Origin of the sequence: Leucobacter albus (assembly GCF_039528015.1) — a bacterium.
GTDB classification, from domain to species: domain Bacteria; phylum Actinomycetota; class Actinomycetes; order Actinomycetales; family Microbacteriaceae; genus Leucobacter; species Leucobacter albus.
On record NZ_BAAAKZ010000003.1, the window covers coordinates 806,410 to 823,854 of the forward strand.

The 17,445-nt window shown below is 66.5% G+C and carries 15 protein-coding genes; 7 read left to right on the forward strand and 8 right to left on the reverse strand.

Features of this window, described 5'->3' with window-relative positions; genetic code table 11:
* Window positions 1-99: 99 nt before the first annotated feature.
* Window positions 100-1,068: a tRNA glutamyl-Q(34) synthetase GluQRS gene (gene gluQRS / locus ABD115_RS07340; protein ID WP_382389085.1), complete on the reverse strand. Its 969-nt coding sequence runs from the start codon at window positions 1,066-1,068 to the stop codon at window positions 100-102.
* Between the two features lie 93 nt (window positions 1,069-1,161).
* On the opposite strand from gluQRS, the gene ABD115_RS07345 reads away from it, so the two are divergent.
* Window positions 1,162-2,616 (forward strand): FAD-binding oxidoreductase, encoded by a 1,455-nt coding sequence (locus tag ABD115_RS07345; protein WP_343959706.1) that lies wholly within the window; start codon window positions 1,162-1,164, stop codon window positions 2,614-2,616.
* A gap of 130 nt (window positions 2,617-2,746) precedes the next feature.
* On the forward strand, window positions 2,747-3,601 hold the full coding sequence (gene pdxY / locus ABD115_RS07350) for a pyridoxal kinase PdxY (protein ID WP_343959708.1): 855 nt from the start codon (window positions 2,747-2,749) through the stop codon (window positions 3,599-3,601).
* A gap of 8 nt (window positions 3,602-3,609) precedes the next feature.
* Here the strand turns inward: pdxY and ABD115_RS07355 are convergent, their stop codons facing one another.
* From ABD115_RS07355 to ABD115_RS07385, 7 genes are all read right to left on the reverse strand, one after another.
* A complete protein-coding gene (locus tag ABD115_RS07355; RefSeq protein WP_343959710.1) occupies window positions 3,610-6,966 on the reverse strand; it encodes an ATP-binding protein in 3,357 nt (1,118 codons plus the stop codon).
* Complete coding sequence (locus ABD115_RS07360) at window positions 6,963-7,763, reverse strand: DUF4194 domain-containing protein (RefSeq protein WP_343959896.1); 801 nt, start codon at window positions 7,761-7,763, stop codon at window positions 6,963-6,965. Before ABD115_RS07360 ends, ABD115_RS07355 begins: the two co-directional genes overlap by 4 nt.
* Window position 7,764: 1 nt before the next feature.
* Window positions 7,765-9,306 carry a DUF3375 domain-containing protein gene (locus ABD115_RS07365; protein ID WP_343959712.1) on the reverse strand — a complete coding sequence of 514 codons (1,542 nt, stop codon included), beginning with the start codon at window positions 9,304-9,306 and terminating at the stop codon, window positions 7,765-7,767.
* Between the two features lie 62 nt (window positions 9,307-9,368).
* Entirely contained in the window at window positions 9,369-10,562 is a 1,194-nt protein-coding gene (locus ABD115_RS07370) for a DUF4303 domain-containing protein (RefSeq protein WP_343959714.1), read from the reverse strand.
* 108 nt (window positions 10,563-10,670) lie between these two features.
* Entirely contained in the window at window positions 10,671-11,456 is a 786-nt protein-coding gene (locus ABD115_RS07375) for a hypothetical protein (protein ID WP_343959716.1), read from the reverse strand.
* Window positions 11,453-12,067, reverse strand: a complete 615-nt coding sequence (locus tag ABD115_RS07380; RefSeq protein ID WP_343959718.1) for a hypothetical protein — start codon at window positions 12,065-12,067, stop codon at window positions 11,453-11,455. The genes ABD115_RS07375 and ABD115_RS07380 overlap by 4 nt, the downstream gene beginning before the upstream one ends.
* 415 nt (window positions 12,068-12,482) lie before the next feature.
* Window positions 12,483-13,322: a helix-turn-helix domain-containing protein gene (locus tag ABD115_RS07385; RefSeq protein ID WP_343959720.1), complete on the reverse strand. Its 840-nt coding sequence runs from the start codon at window positions 13,320-13,322 to the stop codon at window positions 12,483-12,485.
* A gap of 102 nt (window positions 13,323-13,424) precedes the next feature.
* Here ABD115_RS07385 and ABD115_RS07390 point away from each other — a divergent pair, with 102 nt between their 5' ends.
* The 5 genes from ABD115_RS07390 to ABD115_RS07410 all read left to right on the forward strand — a co-directional run bounded on the left by ABD115_RS07390 (window position 13,425) and on the right by ABD115_RS07410 (window position 17,394).
* Window positions 13,425-13,973, forward strand: a complete 549-nt coding sequence (locus ABD115_RS07390) for a hypothetical protein (protein ID WP_343959722.1) — start codon at window positions 13,425-13,427, stop codon at window positions 13,971-13,973.
* On the forward strand, window positions 13,966-14,340 hold the full coding sequence (locus ABD115_RS07395) for a hypothetical protein (RefSeq protein ID WP_343959723.1): 375 nt from the start codon (window positions 13,966-13,968) through the stop codon (window positions 14,338-14,340). Before ABD115_RS07390 ends, ABD115_RS07395 begins: the two co-directional genes overlap by 8 nt.
* Window positions 14,341-15,436: 1,096 nt before the next feature.
* A complete protein-coding gene (locus ABD115_RS07400; protein WP_343959725.1) occupies window positions 15,437-16,696 on the forward strand; it encodes an MFS transporter in 1,260 nt (419 codons plus the stop codon).
* Window positions 16,697-16,861: a hypothetical protein gene (locus tag ABD115_RS07405; RefSeq protein WP_343959727.1), complete on the forward strand. Its 165-nt coding sequence runs from the start codon at window positions 16,697-16,699 to the stop codon at window positions 16,859-16,861.
* Between the two features lie 116 nt (window positions 16,862-16,977).
* The gene (locus tag ABD115_RS07410; protein ID WP_343959729.1) at window positions 16,978-17,394 is read left to right on the forward strand and encodes a hypothetical protein; all 417 of its coding nucleotides are present in this window, start codon (window positions 16,978-16,980) and stop codon (window positions 17,392-17,394) included.
* The last annotated feature ends 51 nt before the right edge of the window (window positions 17,395-17,445 follow it).

Genomic DNA, 17,445 nt, shown 5'->3' on the forward strand with positions numbered 1-17,445 from the left:
AAGCCGTTGGCATTGGTGTTGGTGTTGGTGTTGGTGTTGGCGTTGGTGTTGGTGTTGGTGTTGGCCTGCGCGGGGTCGAGGGCGACACCCGTGGAAGTTTCAGACCCCCGGCCAGGCCCACGCAGCGCGCGGCAGTGCCGTCGGGTCAAAGCGTTCGACGATCTGATCTGGCGTGACAGGCTCGCCGTGGCCTGCTAGCCCCAATGACTCAGCGAGCAAGGAACGCACCTCAGCCGCACCGACACCGGTTGCACGTAGGTCTGCGAGCGTCACAGCACCGTCTCGCTTCGCCAGTCTGGCCCCGCCTGGCCCAAGCACGAGCGGCACGTGAGCGTACTGAAGCTGCGGCACCGTGCGCAACCCCAGCAGCCGCTGCAGCAAGATTTGCCTCGGGGTCGACGAGGCGAGGTCATCGCCGCGCACAATCTGGTCGACGCCCATCGCGTCGTCGTCAACCACGACCGCGAGGTTATAGGCCACCGTGCCGTCGCCGCGACGCAACACGAGATCGTCGATGTCACCAACGACGTTTCCCAGCAACAGGTCATCGAACGCGAGCGACGACTCCCCCGCCGGGGCCCGCAGTCGCAGCGCGGGCAGCCTCGGCGCAATGCGTGCCCGCGCGGCCTCGCGCTCGTCATCGCTCAGGTCGCGGCAGGTGCCGGGATAGGCGCCGGGTGGGGCGTGCGGGGCGGTCGGGGCGGCGAGAATGTCTTTCCGGGTGCAGGTGCACTCGTAGACAAACCCGGCTGCCGCAAGCTGCGCGATGGCCGCCTCGTGGGCCGCGCCTCGGGAAGTCTGCAGAACGGGCTCGCCGTCCCAATCAATGCCGAGCGCCGCGAGGTCTGCCAGCTGCGCTGCCGCCGCGCCGGCGTCGCGCGCCCGGTCGAGATCCTCGATCCGCATGAGGAAGCGGCGGCCGCTTGCCCGCGCGAACAGCCAGGCGACGAGCGCCGTGCGCAGGTTGCCGAGGTGCAGGTCACCTGAAGGGCTTGGGGCGTAGCGGCCGGCACCCGACTCGTTGGCGGCTTCGTCACTGTCCCGCGGCGCATCGTTCACGGGCTCCATCTTGCCACGTCGCGCGCGCTACGCTTGAGCCACACGGCACCGCGGCCATCCAGCGCCGCGTTCGCACTCACCGCAACCATGAGGGAGCACAGCGTGGAAACGCACGACTCAGGGCTACACGGCAACGAAGGTGACACCGCTGACACCGATGACACCGCTGACACTGGCACCAACAACACCCGCGCCGCCAGCGCCCACTCCACCATCGATTTCACTGACCTGACGGCAGCTCTCCGCGGCCGGTTCGTCACGGAGCGCAGCATCGTATCCCTCTACGAGACCGACTCGTCGCGCGCCGTCTTCTCAGGTGAGGCCCTCGGCGTGGTGCTCGCAACTTCTGCCGAAGACGTCGCCTCGGCGCTCGGGTGGGCGCACGCGCGGAACATACCCGTGAGCGTGCGCGGTGCAGGCACGGGCTTGGTTGGGGGCGCGACCGCCTACGATGGCGGGCTCATTGTGTCGCTCGAGCGCATGAACCGCATCGTCGAGATCGCCCCGCAAGACAGACTCGCCACGGTGCAGCCCGGCGTCATCACCGCCGATCTCGACGCCGCAGCGCACGAACACGGCCTCTTCTTCCCGCCCGACCCCGCGAGCGTGCACACCTGCACCGTCGGCGGCAACATCGCGACGAACGCCGGCGGGCTGCGCTGCGTTGCGCACGGCGTCACTTCTGACTGGGTCGCGGCGCTCACGGTTGTGCTCGCCGACGGCCGCGTTCTCCGCACCGGGGCGCGCACCCGCAAGAACGTCGTCGGCTACGACCTCACCCGACTCTTCGTGGGCTCCGAGGGAACGCTCGGCGTGATCGTCGAGGCCGTAGTGCGGCTCGAGTCGCTGCCCGAGGGCGACCCGGTGACGTTCTGGGCAGACTTTGACGGCCTCGCCGCGGCGGGCAGCGCGGTCACCGACATCGTGGCGTCGCCGTCGCGCCCCGAGGTGCTCGAGCTGCTCGATGCGTTTACCGTACGCGCGATCGAGGAGGTCTTCCCATCAGGAATGCGCATCCCGGCGGGCGCGCTGCTCGTCGGCCAGACCGTTGGCCCGCACGCCGCGGCCCATGCGGAGGCGATTCTTACGCTGTGCGAAGCAAACGGCGCAACAGAATCGGCGATCGCAGCCGACGATTCCCTGGTGGAAGCACGGCGCAAGTCGAATCCTGCGCTCAGCGCCCGCGGGCTGAAGATCGCTTGCGATGTTGGGGTGCCCGTCTCACGCCTCGCCGAGATGTTCGCGGGTGTCGCCGAGATTTCTGAACAGCACGGGATCGAGGTCGCGAGCGTCGCGCACGCCGGTGACGGCAACCTGCACTGTAAGGTCGCGGCGCCCGATACGCCGAGCGGGATCGCCGCCGCAGATGCGCTCATCGACGACATCACGCGACTTGCGCTGTCGCTCGACGGCACGATCACTGGCGAGCACGGCATCGGCCAGGTGAAGCAGCACGAGCTCCCCTGGCAGCTCGATGAGGTCGCGATCGACGTGCAGCGCGCGATCAAAGACGCGCTCGATCCGCGCGGGATCCTCACCCCGGGTCGCGGCATCTAGCCGCAGCGCCGCGGGAGGACGGGCCCACAGGACCGCGTGAGCACGGAAGCACGGGAGCACAAGCCACCGATTGGTCCAGCCGAGCCGGGCCAAAGTGGATCACCGGGAGGTCCAGTGGCAGGATCGAAAGATGCGCATGTTGTCGATCCAGTCCTCCGTTTCCTACGGCCACGTCGGCAACTCCGCCGCCGTCTTCCCGCTGCAGCGAATCGGCGTCGAGGTCATGCCCGTCTACACCGTCGCATTCTCGAACCACACCGGCTACGGTGCCTGGCGCGGGCCGATGCTCACGGGCACCGACGTGCGCGAGATCGTCACGGGCATTGAGGAGCGCGGTGGGCTCGAGGGCGTCGACGCGGTGCTCTCTGGCTACCAGGGCGGCGACGACATCGGCGATGCGATTCTCGACGCGGTGGATCGCGTGAAGCACCACAGCCCGAACGCCATCTACGCGTGCGATCCCGTTCTCGGTAACGCCACCTCGGGATGCCACGTCGCGCCAGAGGTGCAGAACCTCATTCGCGATCGCGTCGTGCCGCACGCAGATCTCATCACGCCAAACCAGTTCGAGCTCGGCTTCATCACGAACACGAACCCGACGACACTCGAGTCAACGCTCGAGTCAGTCGACAGGGTTCGCGAGCTCGGCCCGAGCACCGTGCTCGTGACGAGCGTGCAGCGGCCCGAGCGCGCGGACGACAACGTCATGGAGATGCTCGCCGTCACCGGCGACGAGGCGTGGATCATCGAGACCCCGAAGCTGCCGCTCAAGGCCAACGGCTCGGGCGACGTCACCGCCGCCCTCTTCACCGCTCATCTGCTCGGCACGGGGAGCGCCGCCGGGGCCCTCGCCCGCACCGCGTCGAGCGTCTTCACGCTGCTCGAGAACACGCTCGCTTCGGGCCAGCGCGAGCTGCAGCTCGTCGAGTCGCAGGAGGCCTACGCGCACCCGGCGATGCAGTTCGACGCGCGCCGCGTGCGGTAACCCGCCCGCTACGCGACCGCCGGCAGCCCCACCTTCGGCTTCGCCCACGAGCGGCCCGTCGTGTCCTTCAAGATGTCGTACTCGACGTCGACGTGCGGCTCGATCGCGCTGTATTTATCGTTCGGCGCGCCGATAACCAGCTGGAAGCCGAGGCCCCGCCACGCACCGATCGCGCGCTTCGTGAAGTGCGCGTCTGCCTTGATGAGCGCCTCGTCGAGGAAGACCGGCGCGTAGCGCGGCCGCTCGGCATCGGCGTCACCGAGCTGGTAACGCAGCGCGGCACCGACGATGAACGCGATGAGCTCCTGCGATTCGCCGCCCGACTTCTCCCCGATGTGGTCGTAGAGTGCCGCGTGCTGCTTGGTGACGGCGTGAATCTTCTCGGCGCTCACCCGCACGTGGTTGCGAACATCAACGAGTTCGGCAAAGTCGGGGGCGCTGCGGCGGATCCGCCCGATGAACTTCTTCATCCGCTCGTAGGCGACCTCGCGATCGGCATCGGTCTCGGCCTCGCCGATGAGCGTGCGTACGTCGCGCAGCTCCGCCCGGAAGCGGCGACGCGCCTCCGACTGGTTCTCGCGGGGCGTGATCTGCAGCCGGTGTTCGTCGTCGTAGAACGGGAGGTCGCGCATGATCGCATTGATCGGCTCGATGCGCTCCTTGATCTCGCGCAGCGCGCGGCTGAGCGACGAATCGAGGTTCGTGAGATCGTTGCCCGAGAGCTTCAGCAGGCTGTGCTTCCACTCGGTCTCGAGTTCGTGCAGCCCACTCGTCTCGAGCTCCGCAAGGATGCGCTCGAAGTCCTTCATTGAGGAGTCGGGGTCGGCCCGCAGGTTCGGGTTCGGCCAGCTCTCTAGGAACGCCTCGAGGGCACGCTTCAGGCCTGTGCGCTGCTCCTCGAGCGTCGCCTGTGCTGCGGCCTGATCGTCGTGGAGTAGCTTCGAGGCGGTATCGAGCGCCGCGTCGAATCGTGCGAGCGCCTCGAGCTTGCTGCGCGCGGCTTTGCCGGTCGTGCCCTCAAATCGCTCGTCGAGGTAGGAAAGCTGCGCGGCGTCGAGCACCCGATCCGCATCTTCGGCGTCGTCGACGGCGCGCTGCGCCTCGTCGACCTCATCGGTGATGTGGGCCCAGTCGGAAGCGATCTTCTCCTGCCGCGCCTCTGCACGCCCAACAGCCTTCTGCAGCTCGACGAGCTTGAGCTTCAGATCGTTGATCTGCTGCTTGAGTGGTTCGAGTTTCGGGTTGCCGGAGACGAGCTCGGCGACGAGCGCCGTCCACTTGTCGCGCTGCTGTTCGAGGGTCTTTACATCGACCTGATCCCAGGTGAGTGCACTGATCTTCGCGTAGGCGGCGTGCCGGGCATCGAGCGCGTCGAGGGCAGCCGCGGCCTCTTTCTCGATCTTTGTTGCCGCGGTCAGGCGGGCCGAGAGGTCTCCCGCCTGGTTCGCGAGCTCGTCGAGCCTGCGCTGGTTCGAGAACCCGAGCACGTTCGAGCGGCCGTGGCCGCCGTGCGCGCCGCGCGAGCCCTGCGACATTTGGCCGCTGATGCTCAGCGCCATGCGGTGATCTGACAGCGCCGCCGCGGTGTCGACGCAGACGAAGCCGAACTGCTCCTCGAGGCGATCCATGAGCCAGCCCGTAAACGGGGTGTCGCGAAACTCTAGGCGGCCGGGCAGCTTGGCCGCGTCGAGCCTGGCGTGCCAGCCTCGGTCGGTGTGGGCGCCCTCGTAGCGCAGCCGCATGGGCAGGCGCACCTCGTTGATGGCCTGGCGAAACTTGCCGAGGTTTGCGGTGTCAATGAGCAGTGTCGTCGCGAACCCGCCGAGGGCGAGGTTGAACGCCTGCCGCCACGGCTCGAACTCGGTGCGCACCTCGATCAGCTCGCCAACGAAGGGCAGCTCCTCGATCGGAATGCCCGCGGCGCTCGCGAGGAGCTCGCGGGCCTCGTGGAGGTGACCGGGGATGTTGCCCCTGAGCCCCTCTGCGCGGCCGCTCTCTTTCGCGAGATCTGACACCTGCTCGCGCAGCGCGTTGGTCTTGCCGCGTGCGTCGGCATACGCGTCACGCACGTCGAGTTTGGCCTGCGGGTCGGCGAGCGCTGCTTGCGCGCGGGCGATGAGCTGCCTGAACGCCTTCTCGGTTCCCGCCTCCTCGCCGATCGGGGCGATCGCCTCGTCGAACCGGCGCCTGGTTGCGGCCACCGTGTCGAGCTGCTTCTCGATGATCGAGAGGTCGCGCTCAGCGCGCTCGATCTGGTCGCCGCCGGCGTTTCGAAGCACCTCGACGAGGCCGTCGCGCTCGGCCTCGGCGGCCGACGCGAGCGCCTGCTGTGTGCGCACCTCGGTGTCGGCGGCGGCCTTGTCCTGCTGCAGCTCCGCTTCGACGTCGCGCAGCAGCTCGAGCCTGCGGCCCGTGCGCCAGAGCGAGGAGAGCGACTCGGGGTCGTCGAACCTGCCGATGTCATCGATGAGGCGCAGCTGGTCGGCCGCGGCGACGATCCGCCCCCGCATTTCACGGATCGGCCGCAGCGCCTTCACCTGGCGCTGCGCGGTGACCATGCGCATGCGGGTGCTCTCGAGCTCGTCGAAGTGCTCGACGACGGCGTCGGCGGTGGCGAGCGTGTCGGGCTCTTCGAGCACCATGCGCTTGTACAGCTCGTCGACCGTCGTGATCTGCTGGCCCGCCTGGATGCGCGCGAGCAGGCTCATCGCCTTCGCGCCGGCGCCAGAGGCCCCAATGCCGAGCACCGAGTGGATCTTCGCCGAGAATTCGCGGTCGGTCGAGTAGGTGTCGAGGCCCGCGGCCTTCACCGCGGCATCGCTGAGCCGCTGCGTCGCCGCCTGCTCGAGCCGGCTGAGATCGAACGGACCATCGATCGTCGCGCGCACGCGCACCGCGTCCTCGATGATGCGCGCGGTCGCGGGGATATACCAGGCGCGGATCGCGGTGAAGCGCGAGCCGTCGTGGTCGAGCCAGGTCGCCGCGATCGCTGTCCAGGTGTCTTCGCCGTCGCCGCGGAGTACGCGCACCCTCGTGCCCTCGTCGGTGCGCGACTCGTCGAGCTTGCCGCGGCCGTAGGAGAGAATGTTGCGCTGCTCCTCGCCGCGCGAACGGCCGGCCACTCCCCCGTTCGACGCGCCGTTGAACGGCGTCGTGTGGGGCATCATGAGCGCGATGTACGCGTCCATGAGCGTCGACTTGCCCGAGCCGGAGCCGCCGCAGAGGAGCGTCGCCTGCGGCGAGAACCTCACGCGGTGCGCGCCGTCGTAACCGCCCCAGTTCACGAGCTGCAGCTCGTCTGCGACCCACTGCTGACCGCGCGAGGCCGCAGGGATGAGGCCAAAGAGAGTGTCGAGCATGGTCATGATGCGGTGTCCTCGTCGTTGCTGTCGGTGGTGTCGGGCGCGGTGCCGGCGTCGTCTGCGCGGTCGAGGTCTGCGGCGCCGGCGCTAACGCCCGCGGCTGGCGGATCCGCATCCGCTGCCACCTGATCCTTGAGCCAGCGCTGCAGCTCGCCGAGCCTGTCGGCGCTGAGCACGACCTCGACGAGCGGCGTCACGAGGTAGCGACCCTCGGACTCCTCGTCGATGATGCCCTCGTTGCGCAGCCGGTTGAGCGCCTTCTCGATTGTCTTCTGGCGGGCCGCGGTCGGGCCGTCGCTGTCGGTGAAGTAGCTGAGCACGGTCTGCTCGATCTCTTCGACGTCGATGCGCACCGACGGTTCGCCCGCGGTGGATTCGCGCTGGTAGACCGTGCGGAGGTAGACGAGCACGAGCGTTTCGGCGCGGTTGTAGGCCTCGTCGCGCAGCAGCACCGGCACATCGAGCTCCTCGGAGCGCACCTGCTGCTTGTAGGCGACGCCGCGCTCGGGGTCGACGACGAGCCTGATGAACAGGTCGTGCAGGCGTGACTCGATGACCTGCTGGTTCTCGAGGAGCACCTTCCAGTCGTCTTTGTGTCGATCGGCGAAAACTACGCGGCGCTGGAGCAGCCGCACGAGCACGCGGCGAACGGCGGGGTCGAGCACACCGCGATCCCCCACAAAAATCTCCTCGGGGTCGCGCTCCATCGGCGCCGTGGCAACGAACGCGTCGGGCACGGTCTCGACGGGCACGGTCTCGACGCCTGCCTCGATGGCTGTCTCGGTCTCTGTCTCAGTCATCTCACTCATTTGCATCTGCTTCTGCTGTGGCGTTGTTCGTCGCCGTATCGTTCGTCGCCGTGTCGTGCGTCGCCGTATTCGCGGTCACCGCGGCGAACGCGAAGGTGCGCGTCGTGCCATCGGGGCGGATCGCCTCGACCGTCGACACGTCGGCGCTCTCGGTCATGCCGGCGCGGTGCGCGAGCTCGAGGAGCCCAAGCAGGTCGGCGGGGCGGCGGCTCGCGTCGTCGGCGATGCCGTCGAAGGCTGCGGCGAGGTCGTACTCGGCTCCCCCGAGCCCGGCGACGTACGCCTCGAGTTCGACGTAGTTCGGGCCGCCCCACGCGCGCGTGTCGGCATCGGTGAATTCGGCGGCGTTCGCTGCGGCCTCCGGGTCGCGCAGCGGCGCAGGCGCGTTCGGCGGCCGCGGGTCGCTGACGGTCTGGCGCAGGTGGTGAATACCGGCGGTCGGCAGCGCGCGCAGCGGGTCGACGCGATCCCTCGCGTTTGACTCGGGCACCCAGGCCTGCAGGCCCGCCATCACGCTGCGCAGCAACCCATCGACCTCGCGGTCGCGGATCGGGTCGTGCGTGCGCACCTGCGTCGTGATGACGTGCGAGGCGCGGCGCTGCGCGTTCAGTACCTCTTCGACGCCCTGCTCGACGCGCTTCGCGATCGCGCGCAGCTCTCCGCGCTGCTCGGCGCTCATGAGCCTGGTGAACGGGCGGCCGAGGATCGACTGCAGCTGTTCAGTGAGCTGGTCGATGTGCTCGGGATCGCCAATGAGCTTCAGCGCGCCAGCGAACGCACGACCCTCGGGCGTGGCCTCCATGACGTGTTCGCCGCGGCGCAGGTACTCCCGCAGCACGTCGCCCGTCGGCCGCTCGTCGCGGCGCAGCTCGGCGATGACGTCGCGCTGCATCGCGTTGATCGACTCGGCGACGCGCACGAAATCCGCCGGCAGTTCGCGGGCGAGGTGCAGCACGTTCTCGGTGTCTTCGAGCAACTGGTCGTCGTCGATCGGGTCGAACGGCACGTCGTCGTCCTCAAGCAGCGCGATCTCGGCGTCGAGCGCCGCGCGCTCTGCCTTGAGCCTGGCGAGGCGTTTCTCGGGGTCGTCTTCGGCGCGCTGGGTGAGCTGATCCACCGATTCGAGGAGCGTGCGCACTCGCGAGCGCGACACCTTCGCGCGGCCGGCGCCCGCGCGGCCAGCGATTTCGAGCGCGCCGACGGCCTGCGCCGAGAGCCGATACAGTTCGACCCCCTCGTGAATCTGTGGCACGAGCCACCCGACGCGGGCCCAGTAGCGGCAGATGTCGCGGCCGCTACCGTTCGGCAGGCGGCGCTCATCAAAGTCGTAACCCGCCGCGCTCAACTCATCGACGAAGTTGCCGACCTCGATGTGGGCGTCAGAGATCGGCACCGTCTGGCGCTCGGCGGTGAACATCACCGACAGCACGGAGACCACGAACGGGGCATACCTGCCGTGCAGCAGATCGAGCGTCGGGTTCTTGAACGCAGCCAGCGCGCGCTGGTAGGCAGTTTCTGAACGGGAGCTTGTCACTTACCAAGGATACCGTCGGGCAGGCGGTGCGCTTGACACGTGGGGCCCCGGGCGGGGCGCAGCTACGAGCTGACGCCAACGTCTTCGAGCACGGCCGCCGCGTGCACCCGCACGACCTGCCACCGCGAATCGAGCGCCGCTTTCGCCGTCGGGATCTCGCCCGGGGCGAGCGCGCAGTAGCCACTGCCTGGCCTGAGCTCCTCTTCGAAGGCTGACTCGAGTTCGGGGTGGTCGCGCAGCACCTGTTCGAGCGGCGCGTAGTCGAGCGGGCGGTGCGCGCCGCGATCGCGGAACGAGCTCAGCGGGTCGGCGATCCCCCGCGTGACGACGTCGACCGGGAGCTCGGCGACCCGCTCAAGAATGAGGTCTGAGCGACCGAGTCGCGCGAGCGCGCTCGCCGCCCACGCCCGGGAGTTGCCTCGCGCCTTGCGCCTCAGCATGAGACCCTCGAGCGCCACGACGACCTCGGGGGTGTCGATGTTGATCTCGGCGAGCAGGCGCGCAGCGACGACGTCTCCGCGCGCGAGGGTCTCGTGGCGCACGACGCTCACGAGCGCCGGCAGTGCCGCCTCGCCGCACGCGGCGAGTAAGGCCTCGTGCTCGCCGATGAGCGGGCCCTGGTAGCGCGGGGCGACTGCCTCGGGCAGCAACTCGGCAATGCGCTCAGCCACCGGGAGCGCGGCAAGCCTTCGCCGCTCCTGCTCCGCCGCGTCGTACTCGGGGAAGTTCGCGACAAGCTGCGCCTTCGTGAGGCTCAGCGGGATGAGTTCGCCCGCCTCGTCGGCGGCGACCGCGACAAAGGCCTTCGGCACGATCCCCTCAGCGACAAGCTCCTTCCGCGCGAGCTTGGCCGCCTTCGGGAAGCACCGCAGCCAGCGCTCGTACTGGCGCTCCCACTTCGCCCCGCTTCCCGCCGCGGCCTGCACCCCGTCTGCGAGGGCCTGCAGCTCCGGCGAAGGGTCGAAGCTGTGCACCAGGTCGAAACTGTGCGCCAGGTCGGGCCCAGACCAGCGCAGCGACTCGGCGAGGCCGGGCTCGGCCCCGTGTTGGTCCGTGTGGCTCGCCACGACCTCGGCAAGCGTTTCCTCGGTGCCGACGGTGACCATCGGCCAGTAGATCACCGTGCCGTCGCCGTAGAACTCGTGGAACACCGCACCGTAGATCGTCTCGCCGGGGTGCTCTTCGCGCACTGATCGCACGGCGTCGACGAGCTGCGCGGCCGCGGCCGTCACGAGGGCTTGGGTGTCCATCGCCATGCGTGGTCTCCTCCGAGTGGTGGGGCGGGCTTCGGTGCGTCGCATTCATCGTAGCGACCGGGTTCGCGGCGGTGCTTTTGAGCCTCAGTCAATAGCACCGCCAGGGCGTTAGCGAAGGGGCTTCCAGGAATTGTCGGTCCCGCTAACGTCGAACGCGGCTTCCATCTCCGGGAGGTTCAAGCGCGCTCTTGCCTGCGTATCGGGCTCGAGCGATAGCCACGACTCGCGGCTGCTGGCAATCGCGCGCAGGAGCGCTCTGATGCGGCGCCTACTTTGGAAGGTGAGCCCCTCACGAATCTCCTGAACGTGTGAAACGCACGCGAGCAGGGTGATGCCATCTTCAACATGGCGGTCGCGATCTCGCTGGTCGACGAGATAGGCAGCGCCTTTGAGGACGAACGCACCCTTGAGCGACGGAAGTGAGAACCTGGCGACGTCTACACCAGCATGGTCGCGCAGCGTGACGTTCGATGTGTTTGAGAGTGCACGAGTACCGCCTGGGACGCCAAGGAGCTGGCGCCGGTCGTGAGTCGGGCTCCTCGACGCTGCGTACCGATCGGCGACCATCACATCGATCTTGTCTGCGTCACGCCGGAAGCGGTACGCGTGGTTCTGGGAGTGCACAAGAGAGAACCCGCGTGATTGCAACAACCGCCCTACGCCGGCGAACGTTACTGCACTGGTTTCGAGGTGCAATATCGCATCAACATCGTCCGTCACGCGTGACGCCGGGACTCCATAGAGGTATGCCTGCACCTGCACCATCAGCCCGCCAATGAGCGTCCATGAAAACGGCGGGAGCAGCTCGGAGAGCTCAGAAACGACTGCCCACGGCCGGTCAAGCCACGCGCCACGGTACGGCTCGGAAACGACTCGCTGTGGGCGTTCGTTCATCGCATCGGGAGGCTTTCGCTGCGCCGTTCTCTGAGCAAACGAGCGCCCGCAGAACGCTCGCGGGTCGCGCCGTAGACGGTGTAGACAAGGGCCGCAATGACGTCATAATGCCGAGGATCCCCATCGATTGCGATTACGTTCCCTTCGGGGTCTGGTGTGAACCCTAGGGAGGCAACTAACCGATTAGCATCCGGCTCAACAATCACCGATGTCCCGCCACCGACAAGCGCTGCCTGCCCGGCGAAGATCGTGTCCGATTCCCTCCCCCGATCTGCACCTGCCCGGTACAGGCTGGCTTTGCCGGCGAGCACATGCCCGGCAAGCCCAGCATCGGGCATCGTGCGGAGCCTCGCTTTGAGGCGGCTCAGCTGTGACCCGTGGAGGGTGGTCACCGGCAGCCCTGAGAGCACGTCCAGGGCTGCGACTAGCGTCGCTCCCTCCCAACGCCGCCCAGCGAGTCTCATGCGACGCAATGCGAACACCTGCCGCTCGTAGACGCCCAGTGAATTGCCGAACCGGTGTGAAGCGAGCAAGCCCTCTCGCACGGCGTTCTGCACTTGGCGTTGTGTTACGCCAAGAATTTCTGCCGCATCGCGAGTGCTCGTGATCATACGTTTATGTTCGTCTTGATGAAGAGATAAGTCAACAGTCCGTTCTGCAATCGTGGGCTCGCGCACGCGACCACCTCGCGGAGTTCAGCCCTCCCGCGGCTAAAAGATTTCCTCCTCGCGCATCGCCATGAATGCCTCCGCGGGGAGGCCGCCCATTGGGCGCGCAGCCGCGATTATCCTGTCCCGCACCGAAGTCGGCGCCAGCTCCGGGTCGCGCTCCGACCCTGGCTCCGGCTCTTGTGCTGCCTCATCATGAGCACCCATGTCACCCGTTCGCTAGATATGCGTGACACCCGCGTACAAGGCCGGCCTGCACGACCGACGGGCGCCTCATGCCTCCACGGTAAGTCGTGAAAGTTTGGCTTCTTCTCCGAATCCGAGGATCCCTGTCACGCCTTTTGCCCACCGACGCCAGCTACTGCGACGCCAGCGCCCCCAGCGCCGCCCGCGCGGCATCGTCACGCGGGGTGTACACCTCGAGCCGGTGGTCGGGGCTGTCTGGCTGCAGCCACACCTGGTAATCGACGTCGATGTTGCCGAGCGCCGGGTGGTTCAGCAGCATCGGCCCGCTCGTGCAGTCGGCGACCTCGCCGGTCGCCCAGAGCCTAGCGAAGTCGGGGCTGTGCATGCTGAGCTCGCCGATGAGTCGGGCGAGCGTCGCATCGCTCGGGTAGCGCCCAGAGGTGAGCCGCAGGTACCCGATGTGGATCCGCGCAAGCTCCTCCCAGTTGCGGTACAGCTCGCGCTGGCGCGGATCCAAAAAGAACATGCGGGCCATTGAGGGCCTCGTCGCGGGATCCACCGGCGCACCAAACGGCAGGTGCCCCGACGCGAGCGCGTGCCCGACACGGTTCCACGCGAGAATGTCGCCGCGCCTGCCGAGCACAATCGCGGGAACGCTCTCCCCCAGCGCCGAAAGCAACGCCGAAGCGCGCGGCGCGAGAGTCTCAGCGTCGGGCTCCTCGAGGCACGACAGCCCGGAGCGGTGCGCGAGGTTGTGCAGGTGCGCCGACTCGGTCGCGTCGAGGCGCAGCGAGCGCGCCAACGCGTCGAGCACTTGCGGTGACGCGGTGCCCGACTGATCCTGCTCGAGGCGCGTGTAGTAGCCGACGCTCACACCGGCGAGCATCGCGAGCTCCTCGCGGCGCAGGCCCGGCACGCGGCGCACGGTGCCGTACGAGCGCAGGCCAGCGGCATCCGGGGACATCCGGTCCCTGCGGTTCTTCAGGAACGCGCCGAGCGTGTCAGTTCGCATGCCCCCAGCGTAGGCGCGAGCGCTGTGCCGCTGCCTGCCCCTGTCAGGGGTACCCACGGCGCAAAGGGGCGGCACACAGGAGAATGCTAGAGTCAGAGGGACATGGTTGCCGCTACTTGGGTTCTCAACGCAGTGCTTTGGGACCCCAATTCAGGGCCAGGTTGGCATGACTGGCTCGGCCTTGCCCTCACAGTGTTTGGCTTCGCCATAGCGTTTTGGCAGCTCAAAAAGACAAAATCTGCGTCCGAAACAGCAACCGCTGAGTTGAACAGAGCACGCAAAAAGCTAAACACCGATCAACTCTCCGCGGTTGTCAACCAAATGCAAATAGTGGTCGCTGATATCGACTTCGCTATTGACAGCAACGACCGCGAGGTTGCGCATCGCGCGCTTCTTCGTTTCAGCTATGTTGCAAAAGAAGCAGAGGCGATTTTGGGAAACCTCGAACCGGATCATGGCCCATTACAGACCCGTCTGACTGAAACCTCTTCAAAGGCGCTTGATGCCAAATCATCAATTGTCGGAAGACCCAACGCCGACGTGGCTCGAACCGCGAAAGCCGTGGGAGTTGCTGTTTCGTCATTGACGGTCGAGATCTCTGGGTTGATCGCGAGTGACCGGTACCAGTTAGGAGAAGATGCACGTGTTTAGTTCAGATGAGTGGGATGCACTGATTAAGAGGGCAATCGCCCAAACGGAAGCCGAACAGTTGGTTTGGGCCAGTGAGGACACCATTTTTAGCGCTGCGGTTGGGAAGTATGAATTCGTAGTGGGATCGGTGGATAACGATGGTCGACTGCCTTATTTTTTTGGGGTCTGGAACCCAGCGGTTGAGGAGTATGTCGACAAGATTGAGTCGAGACCCACAGCAGGAATGGCGACAGATCTCGAAAGTGGGCTGTCCGCATCAGAGCTCATACCTAGAGTTGTGGAGCTTGCCCGTAGGTCTGCTTCAGGAGCAGTCCACGTGTTTTCCGAACTCTTGGACGGACTGGACCGATTGGATATCCGCGACTAGTTGTAGTTCCTCGGAACATCGCGAACAATCTAGATTGACGAAAACCTCGGGGAGCATGAGGGTCACCACCCTCCAAATCCCAACCGCCATTCTTGATGTCCCATGCCAACGCACTTCTCACCAGATACGGCGTCGACGCTGAGCTGCATCGATCGTGGATTCGGGCGAGACGATCAGGCGAGCCACGAATCGCGTCCGAATCTTGCAAGCGACCGCTTCGAACTAGGCAGCGAGATACCAGAGATGAGAGTTCCTCGAAAACCGCTCCTCACGCCCCACAATTCGCCACGGGGGAATCGCGTCGGTGCTAGCACCCAATCATCTCGCTGCGGTCTACCTGCTGGTGGGGCTCAGCGTTTTAGCTACCGCGTCGGATATCCCCGGTCGACAGTTCAACGGTACCCTCGCCCCTTGCGCGTGAGTGGGCGTACGCAGCCAAGTAAGACAGCGACGTGGTCAAGTCCGACCGGGACTAGACGACTTACTTCAGCAGCTCGTGTTCAAGACGTCACTTGGAGCTGCAAGTGGCTCACCTCAGATCCGAGCCCAACGCGAGTTCGAGAAGCACTTCGGGTTTCAGGCATCAGAGATAAGTACACTCACGCCAGATTATCCGTTAGGTCAGGTACCAGCGGATCCTGGATCCCCCGGGCCGAGTCACCATTTTCGGTCAGCTCTCAGGGATTTGAACAATACAAAGTATCCCTCGGCACCTAGGTGCGGGAATTTGTTGAGGGATACACCCGTAATTCTCCAAGCGAGTGCTTCTGGGCATGATCTGGATTCGAGTCGCAGCTCGAAGAACGCGGTAGCTACTCCCAATCGTTCCTAACAAGGATGGATAACTTAGCTTTGCGTGCTCCTTGAGTTTGCTGCACTGTTGCAGTTTTCTCAACGCTGAGAGCGCAACCTGCAGTCGAGCAGGGGCCGACACAATTGGGGAAGCTTGCTTTAGGGTGCGAGCATATAGTTATTCAAGGATTGCAGGCGTCGGCGAGGGATATCCTCTCTCAGCGCTGTGCCGCTGCCTGCCCCTCTCAGTGGTACCCACGGCGCAGGCCTGGCTCGCTGAGATCTCGGCCCCGATGATCGAAGGGTGAACACCTCATCGCCATCGATCCCCGTCGCTCCTGCCCGGCGTCCATCCGAGCGCCCCGCCCAGCACCTATCCCCGCGCGCCGACCGCCGGTCCTGGTTCGGCCTGCTGCTCGTGCTCGGGCCGGCGCTGCTCATCTCGATGGACGGCTCGATCCTCTATCTCGTTATGCCAACGCTCACGAACGCGCTCGCGCCGACTGCGGGCCAGGCGCTCTGGATTCTCGACAGCTACGGCTTCGCCGTCGGCGCGCTGCTCATCACCTTCGGCAACCTCGGCGACAGGTACGGGCGCAGAAAGCTGATCATGCTCGGCGCGATCGTCTTCGGCATCGGCTCGGCCGGGGCCGCGTTCTCCCCCACGCCCGAGTGGCTGATCGGGTTCCGGGTGCTCATGGGCATTGGCGGGGCGACGCTCCTACCGTCGGGCCTCGGGGTGTTGTCTGAGCTGTTCCTCGATCTGCGGCAGCGCTCGACCGCGATCGGGATCTACGCGGCAACGTTCGCCGCCGGGTTCGCCATCGGCCCCGTCATCGGCGGCGTACTGCTGAGCTTCTTCGACTGGGGCTCCGTGTTTCTCATCAACGTGCCCGTCGTGGTGCTCGTGGTCGTCTTCGCACCGATCGTGCTGCGGCGCGGCGCGCGGGCTGGTTCGGGGCGCGTCGACCTCGCGAGCATCGCGCTCTCTGCGGCCGGGCTCCTCGCCGTCGTATACGCGGTGAAGTCGCTCGCGACCGAGGGGCCGACGTGGGTCGGTGGCGGGGTCGGGATCGCCGGGGCTGCGATCCTCATGCTGTTTCTGCGGCGGCAGGCGCGCATTCCGCTGCCGCTCGTCGATCTGAGTCTTTTCAAGTCGCGCCTGTTCGCTATCGCGATCGCGACCGGGCTGCTCACGCTGTTCGCGTGGTCGGCGTCGGCGTATCTCGGCGGCATGTATCTGCAGTCGGTACTCGGGCTGCCGGTGCTCACGGCCGCGCTCCTCGCGCTGCCGGGAGCGGTCGTGCTCACTGTCACGTGCATTCTCACGCCGCGGCTCACCGAGCGGATCGGCGCGCGCGCAGCGCTCGTGCTGTGCCACTTCACGATGGCCGCCGGCCTCGCCCTGCTGCTGGCGACGATCACCGCGCATGGTATCGGCTGGTTTGTTGCGGCCACCGTTGTCGCGAGCTTCGGGTTTGGCATTTCGTTCGCTCTCGTCGCGGACACTGCGGTGTCGGCGCTGTCGCCCGATCGGGCTGGCTCAGCCGGAGCCATCGCCTAGATGTCGAACGAGCTCGGCAACGCCCTCAGGATCGCGCTGCTCGGGTCGGTCGCCGCCGTCGTGATCGCAGCGGTGCTGTGTGTGGTGCTTGGGGTTGTGGCTTGGCGGGTGGTGCCGACGGGCGCTGCCCGCGCGTCTACCGAGCGCTCGGAGGAGCGTCGCTAAACTCGCAGTTCTCACGGCCTCCTCAGGTCGGCGTTCTAGGCTGCCTGCACCGGGGCGTGGCCACGATGTCGGTGATACCGCGCTTTGGGCGGCATCAAAGAGGAGAGGTTGGAGCTATGCAGCGTGCACGCCTCTCAGCCATCAACGTGGCCATGTGGTCTATTGGCGCTCTGGCAATCGGTGCGACCCTCGTTTTCGCTGCACTTGATCAACCGCTTCTGGGAGTGGCCGCTTGTGCGGCGGCTGCGATTCTCGTGGCCGTACTGATGGTTCTCGACCGTCGCGGAGGGCGGGCGCAAACTATCTCCGACCCTCCCGCACGCCGGTATCGCATCGCTCGACGCATGGTCGGCGTGGGCATCCTCACCACTGCACTTGGGGTGATCACCCTCGGATTCGACCTTGGGGTGTTGCCCGACTTCCTGCTCATGACGGGAATCGGCGGCATCGGCGGCATCGGCGGCGGACTATTTGCCATGGACCTTGCGAAGACCGAACGTGATTCTGACCGTGAAGCTTCTGAGACCCCGTAGCTACACGATTACGTGGCTACTAGATCCGTGGCCTGACGCGCTGGACTGGCA

Coding starts and splice junctions, on each gene's coding strand:
- ABD115_RS07390 (WP_343959722.1), top strand. CDS start 13,425: ATGGTTGCCGCTACTTGGGTTCTCAACGCAGTGCTTTGGGACCCCAAT.
- ABD115_RS07355 (WP_343959710.1), bottom strand. CDS start 6,966: ATGACCATGCTCGACACTCTCTTTGGCCTCATCCCTGCGGCCTCGCGC.
- ABD115_RS07380 (WP_343959718.1), bottom strand. CDS start 12,067: ATGATCACGAGCACTCGCGATGCGGCAGAAATTCTTGGCGTAACACAA.
- ABD115_RS07405 (WP_343959727.1), top strand. CDS start 16,697: ATGTCGAACGAGCTCGGCAACGCCCTCAGGATCGCGCTGCTCGGGTCG.
- gluQRS (WP_382389085.1), bottom strand. CDS start 1,068: ATGGAGCCCGTGAACGATGCGCCGCGGGACAGTGACGAAGCCGCCAAC.
- ABD115_RS07360 (WP_343959896.1), bottom strand. CDS start 7,763: ATGACTGAGACAGAGACCGAGACAGCCATCGAGGCAGGCGTCGAGACC.
- ABD115_RS07375 (WP_343959716.1), bottom strand. CDS start 11,456: ATGAACGAACGCCCACAGCGAGTCGTTTCCGAGCCGTACCGTGGCGCG.
- ABD115_RS07370 (WP_343959714.1), bottom strand. CDS start 10,562: ATGGCGATGGACACCCAAGCCCTCGTGACGGCCGCGGCCGCGCAGCTC.
- ABD115_RS07385 (WP_343959720.1), bottom strand. CDS start 13,322: ATGCGAACTGACACGCTCGGCGCGTTCCTGAAGAACCGCAGGGACCGG.
- ABD115_RS07410 (WP_343959729.1), top strand. CDS start 16,978: ATGCAGCGTGCACGCCTCTCAGCCATCAACGTGGCCATGTGGTCTATT.
- pdxY (WP_343959708.1), top strand. CDS start 2,747: ATGCGCATGTTGTCGATCCAGTCCTCCGTTTCCTACGGCCACGTCGGC.